The sequence below is a fragment of the Klebsiella sp. F11 genome, from assembly GCF_056712265.1.
Map to the genome: position 1 here is coordinate 4,943,916 of NZ_CM160060.1, position 22,400 is coordinate 4,966,315.

Sequence of the window (22,400 nt, forward strand, 5' to 3'; positions counted from 1 at the left end):
AAAATTCGCCCGCGGAATATTTTCCGCAGGCTATAATTAACCGCTTAATTATTTATAAGCCGAGGGCTTTTTTACCAGCGTTAATAACCTCAATAATTTTATCGGTATCATAAATACAGCCTTTCCAGGTCCCGCCACTCACCGACTGCAGCGCGGCCCAGAGGCGAGTATCGTCCGGTAAAAAATCGTGGGGGTGCAGATCCGGATGCGGCGCTCTCGCCGCCAGCACCTGGGCACCCTCCTCCGGCGTCAGGCGCGCCTCCGCGTCGCCGATAAAGTTCACGCTGCCGGTCAGGGCAAGACGATCAACCACGATCTCGATAATATCGTTATCGCGCAGCCTGCCGATGGGCCCGCCCGCCAGCGCCTCGGGCGCCACGTGGCCAAAACAGGCGCCGGTCGAGACGCCGGAGAAGCGGGCGTCGGTGATCAGCGAAACCGTTTTGCCCCACGACACGTGCTTCAGCGCCGAGGTGAGCTGATAGGTCTCCTCCATGCCGGTGCCGGACGGCCCGCCGCCGATCACCACCATAATATCGCCCCGCTCAATCTCGCCGTTTTTAATGGCTCCGATCGCCCGCACCTCCGAGACAAATACCCGCGCCCGGCCGGTGTGGCGGTAAACGCCGTCGTCGTCCACCACCGAGGGGTCAATGGCGGTGGCTTTGATCACCGATCCTTCCGGCGCGATGTTACCCACCGGGAAGGCCACCGTCGAGGTGAGCCCTTTCGCCCTGGCGCGCTCCGGCGGCAGGATCACGTCATCCGGATCGACGCCGTCCTGCTCCAGCAGGCACTGGCGGAACTTCTGCCGACGCTCCGAGGCCTGCCACCAGTCGAGGTTTTCCCCGACCGTCTGGCCCGTGACCGTCATGGCATCGAGGTGCAGCAGGCCGAGATCGCGCAGGTGCAGCATCACTTCCGGCACGCCGCCGGCGAGGAACGCGCGCACCGTCGGGTGATAGTCCGGGCCGTTGGGCAACACGCTGACCAGCCGCGGGACCTTACGGTTAATGCGCGTCCAGTGCTCGACGTCGGGAATGGCGCAGCCCGCCGCATGGGCAACCGCCGGAATATGCAGCAGCAGGTTGGTTGAACCGCCAAACGCGGCGTGGATCACCATCGCATTTTCGATGGCCTTATCGGTCAGGATATCGCGGGTGGTAATCCCGCGGTTATCCAGCTCGCTCACCGCCCTTGCCGACTGGCGCGAAATCTCCAGCCACACGTCCTGCCCGGAGGGGGCCAGCGCCGAGTGCGGCAGCGCCATGCCCAGCGCCTCCGCCACCACCTGCGAGGTGCCGGCGGTGCCTAAAAACTGGCAGCCGCCGCCCGGCGACGCGCAGGCGCGGCAGCCGAGTTCCGCCGCTTCCTGCAGCGACAGCTCATGGTTGGCGTAGCGCGCGCCGATGGTCTGCACCTTTCCGGCATCCTCGCCAAAGGTTGGCGGCAGCGTCGCTCCGCCGGGCACGAGGATCGTCGGCAGATTATGCATCGCCGCCAGGGCGATCATCGTCGCCGGCAGCCCCTTGTCGCAGGTGGCGACGCCGATCACCGCCCGCCGGGTTGGCAGAGAGCGGATCAGGCGGCGAAACACGATCGCCGCGTCGTTGCGGTACGGCAGGGAGTCGAACATCCCGTGGGTGCCCTGGGAGCGTCCGTCGCACGGATCGCTGACGAAGGCGGCAAAGGGAATGCCGCCGTTGCGGGTGATCTCCTTTGCCGCCGCCTGCATCTGCAGGCCAATCTCCCAGTGCCCGGTATGGTAGCCCAGCGCGATTGGCCGGCCGTCGCCGGCGCGAATCCCGCCCTGGGTGCCGACGATCAGTACCTCTTTTCCCGTCAGCTTGTTGGCGTCCCAGCCCATACCGGCGTTTTGCGTCATGCCGAACAGGTTGCCGCTCGGCGACTCCATCAGCATTTGCGGCGTCAGCGGCAGCGCGCCCTGAGGGCCAGCGGCGTGGGTGGTGACCGCATAGAATGCATCGTCCTGCGGGGTGAAAATCTTGTCGATGGTCATCGTCTTTTTCCGTTTCAGCAGAGCTTGAGCCGTTGCAGCAGCGCTTTGAGCTGCGCCTTACCTGCGTCATCCAGCGGCGAGGCCGGCGGCAGCACGTGCGTCGACAGCGGCCGGCCGCACAGGACCGTCGCCTCTTTAATCACGTTCACGAACGGCGTATCGAGCTGGTAGATCTGCGGGATTTGCAGCAGCGTCTGATGATAGCCCGCCGCCTGCGCCAGGTCGCCGTCGCGGAAGGCCTGCAGCAGCTTAACCGACAGCTGTGGCGCAAAGTTAACGCTGGCCGAGATCGCCCCGTCACCGCCCAGCAGCAGCGTATTGAACAGGTGATCGTCGTAGCCGCAGAGTACCGAGAAGTTCGGGTGCGCCGACTTTACGGTCAGGATCATGCTGCGCAGGTGGGCAACGGAGTCGATAGTGTCCTTGATACCGACGATATTGCGGCGTGAATCCGCCAGGGTTTTGACCAACGCTGGCGTCAGGTCCTGGCCGCTGAGCGCCGGGAAGTTATAGAGAATAACCGGCAGCGTGACGCAGTCCGCCACCTGCTGGTAGTAACGGATCAGGTTCTGTTCCGATACTTTCCAGTAGTAGGGGTTAATCACCACAATACCGTCAGCCCCCGCCGCCTGCGCATGCTGGCTGAGCTCGATGGTCTCCCGCGCGTTGGTGCCGCCGGTGCCAATCAGGACCGGCACCCGCCGATCGACGTGGCCGATAGCGAACGCCGCAACCGCTTTACGCTCTTCGGCGCCGAGCTGCGAGAACTCCCCGCCGCTGCCGAGGAAGAACAGGCCGTCAACGCCCGCGGCTATCGTGTCGTCGATAAGCGCCGCGAAGCCCTGCTTATCAAGCTGGCCGTCGGCGGTAAAGATGGTGGAAACAGGCGGAATAATCCCCGAGAACTGCACGGTCTGCTGCATGAGATCTCCTTGCTGATGCATTGCTCGCTATGTTTGTTCTACATTATAGAACAGCGTTCGTTTATTTAACGATTATACTATGCTGTCGGGAAAGGGAAGGGAAAGGGGGTTGCGGACGCAGGTGTCCATTTTTCAGGCTGGATCACAAAATGCTGCAACGGCGCTGATTCATGGCCCGGTAAACACAGCGGAAGCGGGGAGAATACCAGGATGGTGCCGGCCCGAATTCCCCCCAGGCGGCACGGCGCCTGGCGGGATACTTCGGGGTAACGCTAACTCAGACCTTATCCGCCTGGGATTCGGCCCAGACCTTACGCGCGGCCTTGCGCTCTTCGCTGGTATCAAGCCGGTCCTGCAGATAGTGCTCAATCTGCTCGAGGCTGCGGTTGCGGGTTTCCGGCACGCATTTAATAACGAACAGCGCGCCAAATACGCCGATTCCGGCGAAGATAAAGAACGTCCCGGAGAGGCCAATCCACGACAGCAAGATCGGGAAGAAGAGTGAAATCAGGAAGTTGGCGATCCACATTGAGAACACCGCCCCGCCCATAAAGATCCCGCGCAGGCGGGTGGGGAAAATCTCCGACAGCAGCAGCCAGGTCACCGGCGACAGCGCGCCCTGCTGGAAGCTCAGGAACAGCAGCATGCCCGCCAGTACCATATAGGCCCGCAGCGCGTCCGGCTGGCCGTTGACGGTTTCCGGCAGCAAATAGCTCACCGCGCCGATAAACACCAGGCAGGCGGTACAGCCAAACTGGCCGATCATGGTCATCGTCCGGCGGCCAATTTTACCCAGTATCCAGATACCGACAAAGGTCATCAATACCGACACCACTCCGTTGGCGATGGTGGCGAACAGCGCGGCGTTGTCGCTCATCCCCACCGACGTCAGCACCGTTGGCGCGTAGTACATAATGGTGTTTACGCCGGTAAGCTGCTGAATAACGGCAATACCGATGCCAATCATAAACAGCTTGAACAGCCACGGAGTCATGATTTCGCGCAGCCGCGGCTTGCCGAGATTGCGTTGCTCGTCGAGAGTCTCGCTGATCTCCATCAGCTCCCACTCGACGTCCTCTTTGCGGCGGGTGCGCTCCAGAACCCGCCGCGCTTCCGCCAGGCGCCCCTTCATCGCGTACCAGCGCGGTGAATCGGGCATAAACATCATGCCGAACCACAGCAGCACGGCGGGCAGCGTGGCGACCGCCAGCATCCAGCGCCAGGTGCTCTCCCCGCCCCACACGGCGTGGAATCCGGCGTTCGAGATATAGGCCAGCAGCTGGCCCGAGACAATCATCAGCTCCTGCAGCGTCACCAGCTGCCCGCGCTTATTCGCCGGCGCCATTTCGGCGATATAGACCGGCACGGTCGCCGCCGCGCCGCCGACCGCCACGCCGAGCACCAGGCGAAAGAAAATCATCCAGCTCACGTCGGGCGCCAGCGCGGTACCGATGGCGCCGACGGCGAAGATAACCGCCAGCCAGAGGATGATTTTCTTTCTACCCGCCGCGCTGGCCAGATAACCGGAAAGCAGCGCGCCGAACGCGGCGCCAAACAGCAGTGAGCTGGTCACCAGGCCGGTGGTGAAAGGGGTGAGATGCAGCTCACTGCCCATAAACAGCAATGCGCCGGAGATAACGCCGGTGTCGTAGCCGAACAGCAGGCCGCCGAGCGTTGCGATCAGCGCGACGATTTTCACAAACGGCGTGGTCGGGGCATCGCTATTTGGCCCCGAGGCCCTGTTGAGGGTGAGATATTGTTCCTTTGACATAATAGACTCCAGTAACCTGCCTTGTTGGGGGAGATCCGCTCTGGTCCGAATGCAGAGGCGATGGCCTCACTGACGTGTGTATCTGATTAGCGCGCAGCGCCGGGAAAAAGCAGGCCACGCTGCCGCATGGCCTGAAGGGGGAGACAACGATTAGATCCCTGCCGTTTCGCGAATATATTTCCGCGCCTTCAGCGCATATTCAAAGGGGTTGGCCAGCGCCGGATCCTGCTCGGCTTCCACCACCATCCAGCCCTTGTAGCCAAAATCATCCAGCAGCTTAAATACCGGACGGAAATCGATTATGCCGTCGCCGGGGACGGTAAAGGTGCCCTTTTTCACGCCGTCGAGGAAAGAAAGCCCGTCGCGACGCACCTGCTCAATCACCGCCGGGCGCACGTCCTTCAGGTGCACATGGTTGATCCGCGGCAGATATTTTTTGAGGATCGCCAGCATCGGCTCTTCGCCGCCTTCGGAGTACCAGGCATGGCCGGTGTCGTACAGCAGGAAGACGCCGTCATCCACCAGCGACATAAATTTATCGATCTCTGCCGTCGTTTGAACGCCGGTGCCCATGTGATGGTGCAGGCAAACCTGCATCCCTTTTTCAGCGGCCAGACGGCCCAGAGTGTTATAGCCCTCGGCAACCCGCTGCCACTGCTCTTCGCTAAAGCAGGGCTTGGCGTCGGCCAGAATCGGCTTATCCAGCCCCTGGATGCTGCCGCTCTGCTCGGAGCAGCCGATCACCTTCGCCCCCATCGCATGGAGGAAATTCATATGGTTAACGAATTCATCAATGATTTTTTCGCGCTGCCCGTCGGCAAAAAAGGTGCTAAACCAGGCGTTACAGATCTGGATGCCGCGGATCGCCAGCATCGGCTGCAGCACCGCCGGATCGCGGGGGTATTTACTGCCAACTTCGCTGCCGCTAAAGCCCGCCAGCGCCATTTCGCTGACGATCTGCTGGAAGGTATTTTCGCCGCCCAGCTCCGGCATGTCGTCGTTAGTCCAGCCGATCGGGGCGATAGCGAGTTTGATATTATCTTTGTTCATTAGGTTGCTCCTGCCGCCGCGTCTTAACGACGCAGCAATTCACGTTCGATGAGTTCACGGGTTTCCACTGCCTGGTACTTCATCTTTTCCGGGTAGCCGAACAGGGAGGCGGCCACAATCGGCTCGCCGCCGACTTTGAACGTCCGTTCGGCAAATTTCATCTCGCGCAGCGTGCGGAACAGCGCGTTGAAATCAACGTCCCCTTCCCCGACGCCCACGTGCTGGTGCACGGCGGCATCAACGCCCGGCGGGTTGACGATGTAACGGCAGTGCCTGGTATGGTTGCGGGTATCGGCAATCAGCACGTGGGAGAGATCGCTGCCGGCGTAGCGCAGCATCTTCTCCACGTCGCCTTTCCCTTTGTCATAGAAGAAGGTGTGCGGCACGCTGTACACGTACTTCACGTTGTCGCTGCGGAACGACTTCACGATATCGACGGTTTCGTTGTTCTCTTCGCAGAAGTCCCACGGATGCGCCTGGATCTCGACGCGAATGCCTTCGCGTTCAAAGATCGGCAGCAGCTCTTCCATCGAGCGATAGAACATCTCTTCGCAGATCTCCGGCTGGTTGGGATCGCCGGAGAACTCGGTGTTGATCACCTGGACGCCCATCTCTACCGCAACTTCGATCAGCCGCTTCCAGTTTTTTACCGCCGCCTGACGACGCGCTTCATCCGGACCCGACCAGCGATAGACGCAGATGAGTGAAGAGAGCTCAACGCCGGTGTCGCGCAGCGCCTGCTTATACTCGGCAATCACTTCGCGCCCGGCGCGCGGGTGCTTATAAAACGGGTTAATCTGCGGGTGCGGCGACTGCTCAATATAGCGGTAGCCCCACTCCGCCACCTGATGCACCATCGCGCTAATTCCGAGGTCTTTAATCACATCCACATCAAAGGCAATTTTCATCGTCGAGTCCTGGTTGCAGAGGTTCCGGAGACGAAGTCCCGCTTAGCGCTGGTAGAACGCCGGGCATTCCGGCAGCGCGACCGCTACCGGCCCGGCGCTTTCCTGCGCCTGCAGGCAGGCGTCGGCGGCGACGGAGGCCGCATAGCCATCCCACGCCGACGGGCCCTGCAGCCTGCCGGCCTGCACGTCGTTAATAAAGGCCTGTAGCTCGACGTCGTAGGCTTTGATAAAGCGGTCTTTCCAGTCGGTGAGGATCGGGGTTGAAAGGTTGGCCGCTTTGCGCATCTGCACCGCCGACGGCTCCGGCAGGCGCGCAATCCCGGTTTCCCCCACCACTTCACACTGGATGTCGTAGCCGTACTGGCAGTTGACGAAAACCTCGACGTCGATCAGGGCGCCTTTTTTGGTTTCAAACGAGACGATCTGCGGATCTCTCAGCCGGGCGTGGGTGTGGGAGGTGGCGCGCGGGAAGCGAACCTGCACCGAGCGATAGTCGTCGTTAAGCAGCCAGCGCAGCACGTCCAGCTCGTGGATCAGGGTGTTGGTGATCGCCATATCGGTGGTGTAGTTCTCGCCAACGCTCTGGTTACGGTGCGCGCACTTCAGCATCAGCGGCGCGCCGATGTCGCCGTCATCAATCACTTTTTTCAGCGCCAGGTAGCCTTCATCGTACGGGCGCATAAAGCCGACCTGCACCAGCCGACGGCCGGCTTTTATTTCGGCATCGACAATGCGGCGGCAGCCTTCGGCGCTCATCGCCAGCGGCTTTTCGCAGAATACCGGCTTGCCGGCGGCAATCGCCGCGAGGGTATACTCTTCGTGGGTCGGGTCCCATGAGGTCACGAGGATCGCGTCAACGTCGCTGGCGTTAATCACGTCGTGACCGTCGGCGTAGACTTCGGCGTGAACGCCGGGCAGCGCAACCGCCGCCCGCGCGTTGTCGGCGTTAATGTCCGAAACGGCCACCACCGTGGCCCCCTGTAATACCTGCGTGCAGCGACGAATATGCTCTTTACCAATGGCGCCTGCGCCGATAACGCCTAATCTGAGTGACATAATTGTGTTCTCCCGCGATTCTGTAGGGTTCAGGGTAAGTGTTCTGTTTTAGTAGTCCCGCGCCTCGGCGCGTTTTTCATTAATCTGCTCTGCGACTTTACGGATCCGTTCGGAGAGCGCCGTCTGGGCCACGCCGACGTTCCACCAGCTGCCGTACGAGTGCACCATGGTTTTCGGCAGAACTTTAATATCAATCAGCGTACTGACCGTTTCACGACGCGCGGCGTCCAGCGCCTGGCGCAGCTCATCAAGGGTGGTGACGCGCCAGGTTTTGCAGCCGTAGCCCGCGGCGATGGTCGCAAAATCGACCGGCACCAGCCCACCCTGTAACTGGCCATTTTCCGCCGAACGATAGCGGAACTCGGTGCCGAAACTGCCCATACCGTGGCCAATCTGCAGGTTGTTGATACAGCCGTTGGCCATGTTGTCGAGCAGCACGACGTTGATCTTGGCGCGCTCCTGCAAAGAGGTGACCAGCTCGGAGTGCAGCATCATGAATGAGCCATCGCCCACCAGCGAATAGACCTCGCTTTCCGGCTGCGCCAGTTTGACGCCCAGCGCGGCGTTCACCTCATAGCCCATGCAGGAGTAGCCGTACTCAACGTGATAGGTGTTGATCGCCCGGTTGCGCCAGACGCGCTGCAGATCGCCGGGCAGGCTGCCCGCCGCCGCGACGATCACCGCATCGGAGGCCAACGTTTCGTTCAGCACGCCCAGCACGCTGCACTGCGTTAATGTTGAATCGGTGATCTGGCGGAATTCGCGGTACACCGCATCGCGATCCAGACGATCGTCAATTTCCGGGACGAAAGACTCCTCCTGCCATACCGCCTGATAGACGCGCCGGGTCTCTTTCAGCTGACGGCTTTGGGCGCTGTCGATCTGCGCTCCCCATTGCGCCTGCCAGGACTCGCCCGCCAGCGCGCCGTCCAGCGCGGTAAGCGCTTCGCGGGCATCGGCCAGCAGCGGGATCCCGTCGAGCTTCCAGGCGTCAAAGTTGCTGACGTTGACGTTGAGGAAGCGCACGTCGGGGTGCTGGAAAAGCCATTTTGAGGAGGTGGTGAAATCGCTGAAGCGGGTGCCGACGCCAATCACTAAGTCGGCCTCTTTCGCCAGCAGGTTGGCCGCGAGGCAGCCGGTTTCCCCCACTCCGCCGACGTTCAGCGGATGGGAAGAGACCACCGAGCCTTTCCCGGCCTGCGTTTCCGCAAAGGGAATGCCGTAGCGTTCGGCGAAGCGGGACAATGCTTCGCCGGCGCCGGCGTATTTCACCCCGCCGCCGCAGATAATCAGCGGTTTGCGGCTGGCCTTAATCGCCGCCAGCGCATCCGCCAGCTGCGCGGCGCTGGCCGGACGACGGTCGAGACGGTGCACCCGTCGGGCGAAGAAAGCGGGCGGATAATCCCAGGCTTCGCCCTGCACATCCTGCGGCAGACAGAGGGTGACGGCGCCGGTCTCTGCCGGGTCGGTCAGGACGCGCATCGCGTTGATGCAGGCGCTCATCAGCTGCTCCGGGCGCGTAATACGGTCCCAGTATTTGCTCACCGCGCGAAACGCGTCGTTGGTGCTGATGCTCAGGTCATAGCTCTGTTCAATCTGCTGCAGAACGGGATCGGGCTGGCGGGTAGCAAACACGTCGCCGGGCAGCAGCAGGAGAGGAATACGGTTGGCGGTGGCGGTAGCCGCGGCGGTAATCATGTTGGCGGCGCCGGGCCCTACGGAAGAGGTGCAGGCGATGATCTGCCGGCGCAGAGACTGCCTGGCAAAACCGGTCGCCGCGTGCGCCATACCCTGCTCGTTACGCCCCTGGAATACCCGCATTTCGCCGCTGTCCTGCTCCAGCGCCTGGCCCATCCCCAGCACGTTGCCGTGGCCGAAGATGGCAAAAATGCCTTTAACGAATTTATGCTCTTCGCCATCGACTTCCAGATACTGGTTATCAAGGAACTTCACCAGCGCCTGCGCCATTGTCAGTCTCAGTTTGCCCATGTTGCACAATCCTTATTATTCAGTATTTGTGTGTGGGTTAGCGCTTTTGCCCCTGCGGCAATCCCGGGAGTAGAGAGGGAAATCGTTAACGGCCACTGCAATACTGTTGGATTATAGGCAAACATTTTTTTCATTAAATACAAATACAGAAAAAACATTTCATTTTGCGAGAAGGATCAAACTCTCGGCGCATTTCATTCGTTTCATCGACATCGGCGCGCAATCCTCCTCGCATTCCGCGCCAACGCGAATGCCGATATCCTTTTAAAAATCATGTATAAAGGCGCTTATCATGCACCGATTTTCACCAGGACGCAGCCGGCGCCGGCAATCCTTTGTATAATGGTGCCCGGCGCCGCAGAGTGGTAGATCCCTCACACTTTTGGTTTTTTAATTTCGATCCAATTTGCAAATGAAATATTTATTTCTCAAACTAAGGGGAATCGTTCACACTCAGGCTGTTTGTGGAGACCTCGTCGCTATCGACCCTTCCGTACAGCAGACATGCAAAAGGAAACCCTAGCTATGAATGCAGCAGTAAAGCGGCTCGACGTCATCTGTATTGGCCGGGTGGCCGTCGACCTCTATGCCCAGCAGATTGGCGCAAGGCTGGAAGACGTCGCCAGTTTCTCTAAATATCTGGGCGGCTCCTCCGGCAACGTGGCCTTTGGCACCGCCATTCAGGGCTTAAAATCGGCGATGCTTGCCCGCGTGGGTGATGAGCACAATGGCCGCTTTTTACGTGAAACGCTAAACCGCGCCGGGGTCGATACCGAATATCTGATCACCGACCCGCAGCGCCTCACCGCGCTGGTGATGCTGGGGATTAAAGATCAGGAAACCTTCCCGCTGATTTTTTACCGCGACAACTGCGCCGATATGGCGCTGACGCCGGAAGATATTAAGGAAGAGTACATCGCCTCCTCCCGGGCGCTGGCGATCACCGGTACGCACCTTTCGCATGCCCACACCCGCGCGGCGGTACTGAAAGCGCTGGAGTACGCCCGGCGCCACGGCCTGCGGACGGCGCTGGATATCGACTATCGCCCGGTGCTGTGGGGATTAACCTCGCCCGGCGATGGTGAAACGCGTTTCATTGCTTCCGGTTCCGTCACCCGGCAGCTGCAGGAAGTGCTACATCTGTTCGATTTAGTGGTCGGGACAGAAGAAGAGTTTCATATTGCCGGCGGCAGCACCGATACGCTGACGGCGCTGAAAAACGTCCGCCACGCCACCCAAGCCACCCTGGTGTGCAAGCGCGGTCCGATGGGCTGCGTGGTGCTGGAAGGCGAGATCCCCGACAGCTGGGACAGCGTGCCGCTACAGCAGGGCGTGCGGGTGGAGGTGCTCAACGTGCTGGGCGCCGGCGATGCCTTTATGTCCGGCCTGCTGCGCGGCTGGCTGAACGACGAGGGCTGGGAGCAGGCCTGCCGCTACGCTAACGCCTGCGGGGCGCTGGTGGTCTCACGCCACGGCTGCGCGCCGGCGATGCCGACCAGGATTGAGCTGGATGACTATCTGCTGCGCGCGGAATCGGTGCCGCGTCCGGATCTCGACGCGCGGCTGAACCATCTGCACCGGGTGACCAGCCGCCGCCAGCAGTGGCCCGAGCTGTGCATTTTCGCCTTTGACCACCGCAAGCAGCTGGCGGAGCTGGTGCGGGAAACCGGCCGCGATACGGCCTGCATTCCTCAGCTCAAGCTGCTGCTACTGGCCGCTGCCGAAGCGGCGGCGCAGGAGGCTGGGCTCGATCGGCGCAGCGGTATCCTCGCCGATGGCACCTACGGCCAGCGCGCGCTGAACGCCATTACCGGCAAAGGCTGGTGGATCGGGCGGCCCATCGAGCTGCCGGGTTCGCGCCCGCTGCGTCTCGAACACGGCAATATCGGTTCTCAGCTGATCGACTGGCCGCTGGAGCAGGTGGTTAAGTGCCTGGTCTTCTATCATCCGGCCGACCCGGCGGCGCTGCGCGCCGAGCAGGACGCGCTGCTGCTGGAGGTCTGGCAGGCCTGCAATAAGTCCGGGCACGAGCTGCTGCTGGAAGTGATCCTGCCGGAGAGCGGCCCGGATAAGGACGAGCGCCACTATTACGCCATGCTGGAACATTTTTACCAGCTCGGTATCCAGCCCGACTGGTGGAAGCTGCCGCCGCTCTCCAGCGCGAACTGGGAGCAGATCGCCGCGCTGATCGAACGCGAAGATAGCCTGTGCCGCGGGATCCTGATCCTTGGCCTCGACGCGTCCCCCGACCGCCTGCGCGCCGGATTCGCCGAAGCCGCGAATCACCCTATCATCAAAGGCTTTGCCGTCGGCCGCACCATCTTTGGTCAGCCTTCACGCCGCTGGATGCAGGGCGAGCTTAGCGACGAGGGGCTGATCGATGAGGTGAAACGCAACTACCTGGCGCTTATCGGCTACTGGCGCGAGGCCCGCGACTAATCCTGCCCGGCCCGCACCGTCCCCCTCCGGTGCGGGCTTTCTGATTTCTTCGTGAAATGAATCGCGTATTTCATCGCAAAAAATGAAAAATTCGCTTCATTTGGTACACTGGAAGTTATATTTCTTTCATTTCATCAGAGCGCAATTTATGGCCAATAATCCAACCCAACTTACCATCCTGCAGGATGAGATCAGGCGCCGCTACGATACGTTAAGCAAACGCTTAAAACAGGTGGCGCGCTATATTCTGGATAACAGCAATAGCGTGGCTTTCGATACCGTCGCGTCTATCGCCCAGCAGGCCGACGTTCCGCCATCAACCCTGATTCGTTTCGCGAACGCTTTTGGCTTCAGCGGCTTTAACGAAATGAAGCAGATGTTCAGACAGCATCTGATGGAAGAGACCGCCAACTATACCGAGCGCGCGCGCCTGTTTCGCCAGACCACCAGCGATGAGAGCTCGCCGCCGGAAACCCCGACCGAAATTCTCAATATGTTTACCATGGTCAACACCCAGGCGCTGCAGCAGCTTGCGATGCAGACCTCGGGCGACGATCTTGAGCGCGCCGTGGCCCTGCTGGCGGAAGCGGAGAATATCTACGTCATCGGCCTGCGCCGCTCGTTTAGCGTCGCCTCCTATCTGACCTACGCCCTGCGCCATCTCGACCGCAAGGCCTTCCTGATTGACGGGCTTGGCGGCATGTTTACCGAGCAGCTGAGCCTGGTTGGCCCGAAAGACGTGGTAGTGGCGGTCAGCTTCTCGCCTTACGCCCGCGAAGTGGTTGAGCTGGTTGAGCTCGGCGCCCAGCGCAAGGCGCGGCAGATTGCCATCACCGACAGCCAGGTCAGCCCGCTCGCGGCATTCAGCGACGTCTGCTTCGTGGTGCGCGAGGCCCAGGTTGACGGCTTCCGCTCGCAGGTTGCTTCGCTATGCCTCGCCCAGACGCTGGCGGTTTCGCTGGCGCTGAACAGCAGCAAAGAGCCGCAGGCGCAATAGCGCCAGGCCAGATGCGGCGCACGCCCCATAAAGCCCGCTCAGGCAGCGCGACAGGAAAATCTCCGCCAACAAAAAAGGCCGGTTAGCAAATCTAACCGGCCCTGCGTAACGTTCATAACGTATCAGTCGTGGCGAGGGTAATCGGGGCTATTGATCCACGCGTGATCCTCTTCCCAGCTAAACAGCCACCGACGATCCGGCCCGGCCATCACGTTCAGATAGTAGCTGTCGTAGCCGGCGATCGCCGCCACCGGATGATAGCCGCGCGGCACCATCACCACGTCGTGGTTGTAGGGCGCCATGCAGGCGTCCAGGCTGCGATCGTCGGTATAGACGCGCTGGAAGGCAAAGCCCTGCGGCGGGTCGAAGCGGTGATAGTAGGTCTCTTCCAGCTGGGTCTCCCGGCCCGGCAGCGCGGTATCGTGCTTATGCGACGGCCACGAGCTGGTGGCCCCCTCATCGGTGTAGACCTCGACCACCAGCAGGCAGTCAGCCTGCGCGCTATCCGGCAGAATATTGTGCACCCGGCGCTGGTTGCGCCCTTTCCCGCGATGCTCAACGCCAACCTCCTGCGGGCGAATCACCCGCGCCGGGAAGCGCCCCTTACCCGGCGCGCTGCATACCGCCAGCTCGAGATCGGAATCAGCGGTAACCTCAACTTTATCCTGCGGCGGCACGTAGACCGACCACGGCGGCGTGCGCTCAAACGGCGACATTCGCTGCCCGAGGTCCGGGAAATCGGCCTTCGTCGTTTTGACCGAGGCCAGCCCGGCGACCAGCACCAGGCACAGCTCGCGCTCGCCGCTTTCCAGCGTCACGCTTTGTCCCTTTTTCAGCATCCAGACGTCAAAGCCGATATAGCGCCAGCCGGCGCTTTGCGGCGTAATATGCTGGATCTGCCCCTCTTTTTGCGATTTAGCCAGTAACGACATGGCGCTCTCCTTCGCCGATTAGCCTAAAGTCGGCATGCTGAATTCAGATACGGTTTGCTGCCCTTCCGGCCAGCGGACGGTGGCGGTTTTCATGCGCGTGTAGAAACGCACGCCGTCCGGCCCGTGTACGTTCAGGGCGCCGAAGACGGAGCGTTTCCAGCCGCCAAAGCTGTGGAACGCCATCGGTACCGGCACCGGCACGTTGACTCCGACCATCCCGGCCTGCACGTCATGGACGAATTCACGCGCGGTGTGGCCGCTGCTGGTAAAGACGGCGCTACCGTTGCCAAACTCGTGGCTGTTCACCAGCTCCAGCGCGCTGTGATAGTCGGCGACGCGCACAATTCCCAGCACCGGCCCGAAAATCTCTTCCCGCCAGATGGTCATCTCCGGCGTCACGTTATCAAACAGGGTCCCGCCAACGTAGTAGCCTTCGTCATAACCCGCCACGTGCGGCTTGCGGCCGTCGACGACCAGCTTCGCGCCTTCGCTGACGCCCTTATCAATATAGCCCAGCACTTTTTTCTGATGGCTGTCGGAAACCACCGGGCCCATTTCGTTCTCTTCGCTGCCGCGCATGCAGCCGGGGCCGACCTTCAGCGCCTGCACCAGCGGCTGCAGACGGGCAATCAGCTTGTCCGCCGTGGCATCGCCAACGGCGACCACCACCGGCAGCGCCATGCAGCGTTCGCCCGCCGAGCCAAAGGCGCCGCCCATAATCGCGTTCACCGTGGCATCGAGGTCCGCATCCGGCATGACGATCGCATGGTTTTTCGCCGCGCCGAACGCCTGCACCCGCTTGCCGTGGGCGCTGGCGGTTTTGTAGATGTGCTCCGCCACGCCGGAGGAGCCCACGAAGCTGACCGCCGCAATGCGCGGATCGGTGTAGAGCTGCCCGGCGTCTTCGTTGCTGCAGTGAATCACGTTAAAGACTCCATCCGGCAGGCCCGCTTCTTTTAGCAGCTCAGCGAGGCGCACCGCGGCGGTAGGCGCCAGCGCCGGCGGCTTGAGGACAAAGCTGTTGCCGCAGGCCAGCGCGAGCGGGAACATCCACATCGGCACCATCGCCGGGAAGTTAAACGGCGTAATCCCCGCCACCACGCCCAGCGGCTGCATCAGGGAATAGCTGTCCACGCCGGTACCGACGTCGGACGAATACTCGCCTTTAATCAGGTGCGGGATCCCGCAGGCGAACTCGACCACTTCCAGGCCGCGGATCAGCTCGCCCAGCGCATCCGACCACACCTTACCGTGCTCGCTAACGATGATCCCCGCCAGCTCTTCGGCATGTTGCTCCAGCAGCATTTTAAAGTTAAACAGCACCCGGGCGCGGCGCAGCGGCGTGGTACGCGACCAGCTGTCAAAGGCGTCGCGCGCGACCTGAATGGCGTCAGAGACCTCCTGCGCGGTGGAGAGGGTGACTTCGCGCACCACTTTTCCCGTCGCCGGGTCAAACACCGGCATCGTTTCATTGCTGCTGCTGGTCACGGTCTGCCCGCCAATAAAGTTTCCTGTGATCGTCATGTTCTCGCCTCATGGTGTGGAAGGCCAACGCTGCGGCCCATCTCCGATTTTACTGTGCTATAACCGTAGTAAAATGAAATTTATATTTCAACATAGATATAAAATGAAATTCTATTTTGGTGATGATGGTCGCAATTTTCAGCAATAACGCTTCTGTTCCGGCAAGAAAGCGCGATCGCCAGAAAACAGACGCCGTGGCGTTTTTCCCCGGAACGCCCAGGCTCTTTGTCACACGCTATTTTGCGAGTCGGCTCAAAAAATCGCCATTTCACTCATTGCCAATTATGAAATAAACGTTTTGACTAGAGGATAATCGAACGAACTCACTTCATCCTGTTCCCGGAGAGTAAAATGACTATTGCCCGGCACCGCTTCTGCATTAATCGCAAAATTGCCCCTGCGCTGAATATCGAGTCCTTCTTTCGCCTGGTGAACGGCCTCGGGCTGAACAAAGTCGAGCTGCGCAACGATTTACCCGGCGGTAATGTGACGGACGACCTCAGCGCCCGCCAGGTGCGCGAACTGGCCGAGCGCTACCATATTGAGATTCTGACCATCAATGCGGTTTATCCCTTCAACTGCCGTACGCCGGAGGTGCGCAGCCTGACCGAGTCCCTGCTGAAGGAGGCGCAGGCCGTTGGCGCGAAGTCGCTGGTGCTCTGCCCGCTCAACGACGGCAGCGCGGTCTCCACCGACGAGACGCTGAGCGCGCTGCGCGAGCTGGCGCCGCTATTCTCTTTTTACGGTATCCAGGGACTGGTTGAGCCGCTGGGCTTTCCACAAAGCTCGCTGCGTTCGGCGGCCCGGGCGCAAACGCTGATTCACGACGCCCGCGTGCCGTTTAAGCTGCTGATCGATACCTTCCATCACCACCTCTACCCGCAGGCGGATGAGGAGTTTAGCCAGCTGGAGATCGACGCCATCGGCCTGGTCCATCTCTCCGGCGTCGAGGATAGCCGCCCGCGCGAAGAGCTCACCGACGATGAGCGCATTATGCTGACGCCGGGCGACAGGCTGGAAACCTGCGAGCAGGTCAAAAATCTGGAAGCGCGCGGCTATCGGGGGGTTTACGCCTTCGAGCCGTTTGCGCCGGAGCTGGCGAACTGGCGTGAAGACGATATCCGTCGTGAGGTGGAGCAGAGCATCGCGCTGCTTCAGCAGCACGGCGCCTGAAGAAATCGGACGCCCGCGCCGGGTAAAGTGTCGATTCCTCTCACCTCTTTGCGGCGAGTCTGCCTATAATCGACGCAGGATAAATGGAGGAATCGACCATGAGCTCACCCCTGCTGATTGCGCGCACGCTGGAAAAACAGCTGCATCTACTTCCCGAAATGGCCAACCGTCACGGCCTGATTACCGGGGCTACCGGAACCGGTAAAACCGTCACCCTGCAAAAGCTGGCGGAGTCATTTTCCGAAATCGGCGTCCCGGTATTTATGGCCGACGTGAAGGGCGACCTCACCGGTATTGCCGAGGCGGGCCAGAGCAGCGAGAAACTGCAGGCGCGGCTGGACAAAATCGGCGTCAGCGACTGGCAGCCGCACGCTAACCCGGTGGTGGTGTGGGATATTTTCGGCGAGAAGGGCCACCCGCTTCGCGCCACGGTTTCAGACCTCGGGCCGCTGCTGCTGGCGCGCCTGCTGAACCTCAACGAGGTCCAGTCCGGGGTGCTGAATATCATTTTCCGCATTGCCGACGACCGCGGCCTGCTGCTGCTCGACTTTAAAGATCTGCGCGCTATTACCCAGTACATCGGCGATAACGCGAAAAGCTTCCAGAACCAGTACGGCAACATCAGCAGCGCCTCGGTGGGAGCGATCCAGCGCGGCCTGCTGACGCTTGAGCAGCAGGGGGCCGAGCACTTCTTCGGCGAGCCGATGCTGGATATCGCGGACTGGATGCGCGTTGATGCCAACGGCAAAGGGGTGATTAATATCCTCAGCGCTGAAAAGCTGTATCAGATGCCGAAGCTGTACGCGGCCAGCCTGCTGTGGATGCTCTCGGAGCTCTACGAGCGCCTGCCGGAAGCCGGCGATCTGGACAAACCGAAGCTGGTCTTCTTCTTCGATGAGGCACACCTGCTGTTTAACGATGCGCCGCAGGTTTTACTGGATAAAATCGAACAGGTTATCCGCCTGATCCGCTCCAGGGCGGTGGGGGTTTACTTCGTTTCGCAAAACCCGGCGGATATCCCCGACGCGGTGCTCGGCCAGCTGGGCAACCGCGTGCAGCACGCCCTGCGCGCCTTTACGCCGAAGGATCAGAAGGCGGTCAAAACGGCGGCGCAAACCATGCGCGCCAATCCGGCGTTCAATACCGAACAGGCCATTCAGGAGCTGGGCACCGGCGAGGCGCTGATTTCGTTCCTCGACGAGAAGGGCAGCCCTTCGGTGGTAGAGCGCGCAATGGTTATCGCCCCCTGCTCGCGGATGGGGCCGGTGACGGACGATGAGCGTAACGGGCTGATAAACCACTCCGCGCTGTACGGAAAATATGAGGAGGAGGTCGACCGCGAGTCGGCGTTTGAAATGCTGCAGAAAGGGGTGCAGGCCACCACCGAGCAGCAGGACGCGCCGCCGGCCAAAGGCCAGCAGAGCGGCGACGACGACGGACTGCTCGGCGGCCTGAAGGATATTCTGTTCGGTACCACCGGCCCGCGCGGCGGCAAGCGCGACGGTATTGTGCAAACGGCGGCCAAAAGCGCGGTGCGGCAGGTGACGAATCAGATAGTAAGAGGGATGCTGGGAAGCTTACTCGGCGGGCGGAAACGTTAGGTTAATCTCCCCCTCTCCGCGGCGGAGAGGGGGAAGTGCGCTAGCTTTTTCTCATCATCAGCCAGAGGCTTATCAGGAAGAAGCTGGCGCTCGGCAGCAGCGCGCCGATAATCGGCGGAATGCCGTAGACCAGGGTCAGCGGGCCAAAAATCTGGTCCAGCACGTAGAAGATAAAGCCGAAGCTGATCCCGGTGACCACCCTCACGCCCATCGCCACGCTGCGCAGCGGACCAAAGATAAACGACAGCGCCATCAGCATCATTACCGCCACCGACAGCGGCTGGAAGATCTTGCTCCACATATTGAGCTGGTAGCGGCCAGAATCCTGACCGCTGGACTTCAGATAGGTGACGTAGTTATGCAGGCCGCTAATCGACAGCGCGTCGGGATCCAGCGCCACCACGCCCAGCTTATCCGGCGTCAGTTTGGTATTCCAGGTGCCGCTAACCATCTGCGAACCGGTAATCTGTTTCGGGTCGGTGAGGTTGGACTCGTCGACCTGCGACAGGCGCCAGACCTTATTCTCGCTATCGAACTTCGCCGACGCGGCGTAGCGGACCGACTGCAGGCGCCGCGCTTCGTTGAAGGCGTAGATGCTCACGCCGCCCAGCTCATCGTTACCTTTAACCCGTTCGATATAGACAAAGTTGTGGCCGTCTTTCGCCCACAGGCCCTGCTGAGTGGAGAGCAGCGAACCGCCGTACATCTGCTGAGCGCGGTAGTTACGCGCCATCTGCTCGCCCTGCGGCGCAACCCATTCCCCCATCGCCATCGTCAGCAGAACCAGCGGGATAGCGGTTTTCATCACCGCCAGCGCCACCTGCAGACGGGTGAAACCGGAGGCCTGCATCACCACCAGCTCGCTGCGCTGCGCCAGCGCGCCGAGGCCAAGCAGCGCCCCGAGCAGCGCCGCCATCGGGAAGAATATCTGCACGTCTTTCGGTACGCTGAGCAGGGTATAGAGCCCGGCGCCCAGCGCATCGTAGCTGCCCTGGCCGGCTTTTTTCAGCTGATCGACGAACTTGATAATGCCCGACAGCGAAACCAGCATGAACAGCGTCATCATGATGGTGTTGAAAATCGTCTTACCGATATAACGGTCAAGTACGCCAAACGCCTGCATCACGCCGCTCCTTTGTTAAAACGGGCACGGAAGCGACGCATTGGCACCGTATCCCACAGGTTCAACAGCACCGCCAGCGCGAAATAGAGCAGGTTGATGCCCCACATCCAGATCATCGGGTCGAGCTTGCCTTTGCCGCCGTTGGACTTAATCGAGGTTTGCACCAGGAAGAAGACCAGGTAAAGCAGCATTGCCGGCAGCATCGACAGCACGCGGCCCTGGCGCGGGTTGACGACGCTCAGCGGAACCACCATCAGCGCCATGATAAAGACGGTCGCCACCAGCGTGAAGCGCCAGTGCAGCTCGGCGCGGGCGCGATCGGTCTGGGTATGCCACAGCGTGCGCATATCCATCTGTTCGGTATCATCGGGATCCGAGGTGACCGCCTGATGGCCGACAATCGCCTGATAGTTTTTGAAATCGGTGATGCGGAAATCGCGCAGCATCGCGGTACCCTCAAAGCGGGTACCCTGATTCATGGTCACTACCTGCGAGCCGTCTTTCTGCTGCGAGAGTTCGCCTGAATCGGCGACCACTACCGACGGGCGGGCGTTGCCCTTCGGCCGCAGCTGCGCGAGGAATACGTCCTGGAAACGCTTGCCGCTAACGTTTTCAATAAACAGCACCGCGCTCCCGTCGCTGGCCTGCTGGAACTGGCCCTGGGCCAGCGCGGCCATGCCGGGGTTCGCTTTCGCTTCCGACAGCACTTCGTCCTGATGACGGGACGACCACGGCCCAGCCCACATCACGTTAACCGCCGCGACCGCGCCGGTGAACAGCGCGAGGATCATCGCCGCCTTCACCAGCACCGCTTTGCTCAGGCCGCAGGCGTGCATCACCGTGATTTCGCTTTCGGTGTACAGTTTGCCCAGCGTCATCAGCAGCCCAAGGAACAGGCTCAGGGGCAGGATCAGCTGCGCCATCTCCGGAACACCCAACCCTAGCAGCGAGAGCACCAGATTGGTCGGGATCTCGCCATCGACCGCAGCGCCGAGGATCCTGACCAGTTTCTGACAGAAGAAAATGAGCAACAGGATGAATAGGATCGCCAACTGGCTTTTCAGCGTCTCACGAACCAGATATCTTATGATTATCACTATAAATACGCCCGTAAAAACCCGTCTTATTGCAGGAAAATTGCTTGTTTCATGGCTTAAACGTCATTTATTCTCTTTGGTCGTCGAAAACATCGCTAAGATTAAATGACTCATCGGTTCTGCGTATCAGGTTTTTTTCTGACGAACCAAGGCCGTAATAACGTTAAGATTAACACGAAGTCACCACAACAGCGGACATGAGTTACGAAAGCTTGCAATTCTATCCGTAGCCACCGTCGTTGTCTTTAAGATTCAGGAGCGTAGTGCATGGAGTTCAGTGTAAAAAGCGGTAGCCCGGAGAAGCAGCGGAGCGCCTGTATCGTAGTCGGCGTCTTCGAACCGCGTCGCCTCTCCCCCATTGCCGAACAACTCGATAAAATCAGTGACGGCTATATCAGCGCCCTGCTGCGCCGCGGCGAACTGGAAGGTAAACCAGGCCAGACTCTGCTGCTGCACCATGTGCCAAATATTCTGTCAGAGCGCATTCTGCTGATTGGATGTGGCAAAGAGCGTGAGCTGGATGAGCGCCAGTACAAGCAGGTGATCCAAAAAACCATTAATACCCTGAATGATACCGGGTCGATGGAAGCGGTCTGTTTTCTGACCGAGCTGCACGTCAAAGGGCGCAACAACTACTGGAAAGTTCGCCAGGCCGTTGAGACCGCCAAAGAGACGCTGTACAGCTTCGATCAGCTGAAGACCAACAAGAGCGAGCCGCGTCGTCCGCTGCGTAAAATGGTCTTCAACGTGCCAACCCGTCGCGAACTGACCAGCGGCGAGCGCGCAATCCAGCACGGCCTGGCCATCGCCTCCGGGATCAAAGCGGCAAAAGATCTCGGCAACATGCCGCCGAACATCTGCAATGCGGCCTATCTCGCCTCCCAGGCGCGCCAGCTGGCGGATACCTGGAGCAAAAACGTCATCACCCGGGTGATCGGCGAACAGCAGATGCGCGAGCTGGGAATGAACTCCTACCTCGCGGTCGGCAACGGGTCGCAGAACGAATCGTTGATGTCGGTGATTGAGTACAAAGGCAGCCCGGCGGAAGACGCGCGCCCGATCGTGCTGGTCGGTAAAGGCCTGACCTTCGACTCCGGCGGTATCTCCATCAAGCCGGCCGAAGGCATGGACGAGATGAAGTACGATATGTGCGGCGCGGCGGCGGTGTACGGCGTGATGCGCATGGTGGCCGAGCTGCAGCTGCCGCTGAACGTCATCGGCGTGCTGGCGGGCTGTGAAAACATGCCCGGCGGCCGCGCCTATCGCCCGGGCGACGTCCTGACCACCATGTCCGGCCAGACGGTTGAGGTGCTGAACACCGACGCCGAGGGCCGCCTGGTGCTCTGCGACGTCCTGACCTACGTTGAGCGCTTCGAACCGGAAGCGGTGATTGACGTGGCGACGCTGACCGGCGCCTGCGTGATTGCCCTGGGGCACCATATCACCGGTCTGATGTCGAACCACAATCCGCTGGCCCACGAGCTGATTGGCGCATCCGAGCTGGCGGGCGACCGCGCGTGGCGTCTGCCGCTGGACGACGAGTTCCAGGATCAGCTGGAGTCTAACTTTGCGGATATGGCCAACATCGGCGGCCGTCCGGGCGGAGCCATTACCGCCGGCTGCTTCCTGTCGCGCTTCGCCCGCAAGTACAACTGGGCGCACCTCGATATCGCCGGCACCGCATGGCGTTCGGGTAAAGCCAAAGGCGCAACCGGTCGTCCGGTGGCGCTGCTGTCGCAGTTCCTGCTCAATCGCGCCGGCTTTACCGGCGAAGAGTAATCTTGCGGGCCGGATAGC

The 22,400-nt window shown here is 60.8% G+C and carries 17 protein-coding genes; 5 read left to right on the plus strand and 12 right to left on the minus strand.

What is annotated here, in order from left to right:
• Nucleotides 1–52: 52 nt before the first annotated feature.
• From AC1M2H_RS24305 to iolD, 7 genes are all read right to left on the minus strand, one after another.
• Nucleotides 53–2,020 carry a YjhG/YagF family D-xylonate dehydratase gene (locus tag AC1M2H_RS24305; protein ID WP_480149391.1) on the minus strand — a complete coding sequence of 656 codons (1,968 nt, stop codon included), beginning with the start codon at nt 2,018–2,020 and terminating at the stop codon, nt 53–55.
• Between the two features lie 14 nt (nt 2,021–2,034).
• Nucleotides 2,035–2,943, minus strand: a complete 909-nt coding sequence (locus tag AC1M2H_RS24310) for a dihydrodipicolinate synthase family protein (RefSeq protein WP_480149392.1) — start codon at nt 2,941–2,943, stop codon at nt 2,035–2,037.
• A 277-nt stretch (nt 2,944–3,220) separates the two neighbouring features.
• Nucleotides 3,221–4,714: a sugar porter family MFS transporter gene (locus AC1M2H_RS24315; protein ID WP_480149393.1), complete on the minus strand. Its 1,494-nt coding sequence runs from the start codon at nt 4,712–4,714 to the stop codon at nt 3,221–3,223.
• A gap of 150 nt (nt 4,715–4,864) precedes the next feature.
• Nucleotides 4,865–5,764, minus strand: a complete 900-nt coding sequence (gene iolE, locus AC1M2H_RS24320) for a myo-inosose-2 dehydratase (RefSeq protein ID WP_480149394.1) — start codon at nt 5,762–5,764, stop codon at nt 4,865–4,867.
• Between the two features lie 23 nt (nt 5,765–5,787).
• Nucleotides 5,788–6,672: a sugar phosphate isomerase/epimerase family protein gene (locus AC1M2H_RS24325; RefSeq protein WP_480149395.1), complete on the minus strand. Its 885-nt coding sequence runs from the start codon at nt 6,670–6,672 to the stop codon at nt 5,788–5,790.
• 42 nt (nt 6,673–6,714) lie between these two features.
• Nucleotides 6,715–7,728, minus strand: coding sequence for a bifunctional inositol 2-dehydrogenase/D-chiro-inositol 1-dehydrogenase (gene iolG, locus AC1M2H_RS24330; RefSeq protein WP_237374926.1), 1,014 nt, complete (start codon nt 7,726–7,728; stop codon nt 6,715–6,717).
• Nucleotides 7,729–7,776: 48 nt separating this feature from the next.
• Nucleotides 7,777–9,717 carry a 3D-(3,5/4)-trihydroxycyclohexane-1,2-dione acylhydrolase (decyclizing) gene (gene iolD, locus AC1M2H_RS24335; protein WP_480149396.1) on the minus strand — a complete coding sequence of 647 codons (1,941 nt, stop codon included), beginning with the start codon at nt 9,715–9,717 and terminating at the stop codon, nt 7,777–7,779.
• 525 nt (nt 9,718–10,242) lie between these two features.
• Here iolD and AC1M2H_RS24340 point away from each other — a divergent pair.
• Nucleotides 10,243–12,156: a bifunctional 5-dehydro-2-deoxygluconokinase/5-dehydro-2-deoxyphosphogluconate aldolase gene (locus tag AC1M2H_RS24340; RefSeq protein WP_480149397.1), complete on the plus strand. Its 1,914-nt coding sequence runs from the start codon at nt 10,243–10,245 to the stop codon at nt 12,154–12,156.
• A gap of 148 nt (nt 12,157–12,304) precedes the next feature.
• On the plus strand, nt 12,305–13,153 hold the full coding sequence (locus tag AC1M2H_RS24345) for a MurR/RpiR family transcriptional regulator (protein WP_426813300.1): 849 nt from the start codon (nt 12,305–12,307) through the stop codon (nt 13,151–13,153).
• Nucleotides 13,154–13,275: 122 nt separating this feature from the next.
• Here the strand turns inward: AC1M2H_RS24345 and iolB are convergent, their stop codons facing one another.
• The 3 genes from iolB to AC1M2H_RS24360 are packed head-to-tail and all read right to left on the minus strand — an operon-like array spanning nt 13,276 to nt 15,841.
• The gene (iolB, locus tag AC1M2H_RS24350; protein WP_480149398.1) at nt 13,276–14,085 is read right to left on the minus strand and encodes a 5-deoxy-glucuronate isomerase; all 810 of its coding nucleotides are present in this window, start codon (nt 14,083–14,085) and stop codon (nt 13,276–13,278) included.
• A gap of 18 nt (nt 14,086–14,103) precedes the next feature.
• A complete protein-coding gene (locus AC1M2H_RS24355; protein ID WP_480149399.1) occupies nt 14,104–15,609 on the minus strand; it encodes a CoA-acylating methylmalonate-semialdehyde dehydrogenase in 1,506 nt (501 codons plus the stop codon).
• A 49-nt stretch (nt 15,610–15,658) separates the two neighbouring features.
• Complete coding sequence (locus tag AC1M2H_RS24360; protein WP_480149400.1) at nt 15,659–15,841, minus strand: hypothetical protein; 183 nt, start codon at nt 15,839–15,841, stop codon at nt 15,659–15,661.
• A 119-nt stretch (nt 15,842–15,960) separates the two neighbouring features.
• Here AC1M2H_RS24360 and AC1M2H_RS24365 point away from each other — a divergent pair, with 119 nt between their 5' ends.
• Nucleotides 15,961–16,782 (plus strand): TIM barrel protein, encoded by an 822-nt coding sequence (locus tag AC1M2H_RS24365; protein WP_480149401.1) that lies wholly within the window; start codon nt 15,961–15,963, stop codon nt 16,780–16,782.
• A gap of 98 nt (nt 16,783–16,880) precedes the next feature.
• Nucleotides 16,881–18,383, plus strand: coding sequence for a helicase HerA-like C-terminal domain-containing protein (locus AC1M2H_RS24370; RefSeq protein ID WP_480149402.1), 1,503 nt, complete (start codon nt 16,881–16,883; stop codon nt 18,381–18,383).
• Between the two features lie 40 nt (nt 18,384–18,423).
• On the opposite strand, the gene lptG is transcribed toward AC1M2H_RS24370, so the two are convergent.
• Together lptG and lptF are read right to left on the minus strand one after the other, a co-directional pair.
• On the minus strand, nt 18,424–19,506 hold the full coding sequence (gene lptG / locus AC1M2H_RS24375; protein ID WP_480152026.1) for an LPS export ABC transporter permease LptG: 1,083 nt from the start codon (nt 19,504–19,506) through the stop codon (nt 18,424–18,426).
• The gene (gene lptF / locus AC1M2H_RS24380; RefSeq protein ID WP_480149403.1) at nt 19,506–20,603 is read right to left on the minus strand and encodes an LPS export ABC transporter permease LptF; all 1,098 of its coding nucleotides are present in this window, start codon (nt 20,601–20,603) and stop codon (nt 19,506–19,508) included. Before lptF ends, lptG begins: the two co-directional genes overlap by 1 nt.
• Nucleotides 20,604–20,870: 267 nt before the next feature.
• Here lptF and pepA point away from each other — a divergent pair, with 267 nt between their 5' ends.
• Nucleotides 20,871–22,382, plus strand: a complete 1,512-nt coding sequence (pepA, locus tag AC1M2H_RS24385) for a leucyl aminopeptidase (protein ID WP_480149404.1) — start codon at nt 20,871–20,873, stop codon at nt 22,380–22,382.
• Nucleotides 22,383–22,400 lie beyond the last annotated feature (18 nt).

Excerpts from the sequence above, each read along its gene's own strand:
- AC1M2H_RS24305 (WP_480149391.1), bottom strand. The coding sequence starts at position 2,020 with ATGACCATCGACAAGATTTTCACCCCGCAGGACGATGCATTCTATGCG.
- AC1M2H_RS24310 (WP_480149392.1), bottom strand. The coding sequence starts at position 2,943 with ATGCAGCAGACCGTGCAGTTCTCGGGGATTATTCCGCCTGTTTCCACC.
- AC1M2H_RS24315 (WP_480149393.1), bottom strand. The coding sequence starts at position 4,714 with ATGTCAAAGGAACAATATCTCACCCTCAACAGGGCCTCGGGGCCAAAT.
- iolE (WP_480149394.1), bottom strand. The coding sequence starts at position 5,764 with ATGAACAAAGATAATATCAAACTCGCTATCGCCCCGATCGGCTGGACT.
- AC1M2H_RS24325 (WP_480149395.1), bottom strand. The coding sequence starts at position 6,672 with ATGAAAATTGCCTTTGATGTGGATGTGATTAAAGACCTCGGAATTAGC.
- iolG (WP_237374926.1), bottom strand. The coding sequence starts at position 7,728 with ATGTCACTCAGATTAGGCGTTATCGGCGCAGGCGCCATTGGTAAAGAG.
- iolD (WP_480149396.1), bottom strand. The coding sequence starts at position 9,717 with ATGGGCAAACTGAGACTGACAATGGCGCAGGCGCTGGTGAAGTTCCTT.
- AC1M2H_RS24340 (WP_480149397.1), top strand. The coding sequence starts at position 10,243 with ATGAATGCAGCAGTAAAGCGGCTCGACGTCATCTGTATTGGCCGGGTG.
- AC1M2H_RS24345 (WP_426813300.1), top strand. The coding sequence starts at position 12,305 with ATGGCCAATAATCCAACCCAACTTACCATCCTGCAGGATGAGATCAGG.
- iolB (WP_480149398.1), bottom strand. The coding sequence starts at position 14,085 with ATGTCGTTACTGGCTAAATCGCAAAAAGAGGGGCAGATCCAGCATATT.
- AC1M2H_RS24355 (WP_480149399.1), bottom strand. The coding sequence starts at position 15,609 with ATGACGATCACAGGAAACTTTATTGGCGGGCAGACCGTGACCAGCAGC.
- AC1M2H_RS24365 (WP_480149401.1), top strand. The coding sequence starts at position 15,961 with ATGACTATTGCCCGGCACCGCTTCTGCATTAATCGCAAAATTGCCCCT.
- AC1M2H_RS24370 (WP_480149402.1), top strand. The coding sequence starts at position 16,881 with ATGAGCTCACCCCTGCTGATTGCGCGCACGCTGGAAAAACAGCTGCAT.
- lptG (WP_480152026.1), bottom strand. The coding sequence starts at position 19,506 with ATGCAGGCGTTTGGCGTACTTGACCGTTATATCGGTAAGACGATTTTC.
- pepA (WP_480149404.1), top strand. The coding sequence starts at position 20,871 with ATGGAGTTCAGTGTAAAAAGCGGTAGCCCGGAGAAGCAGCGGAGCGCC.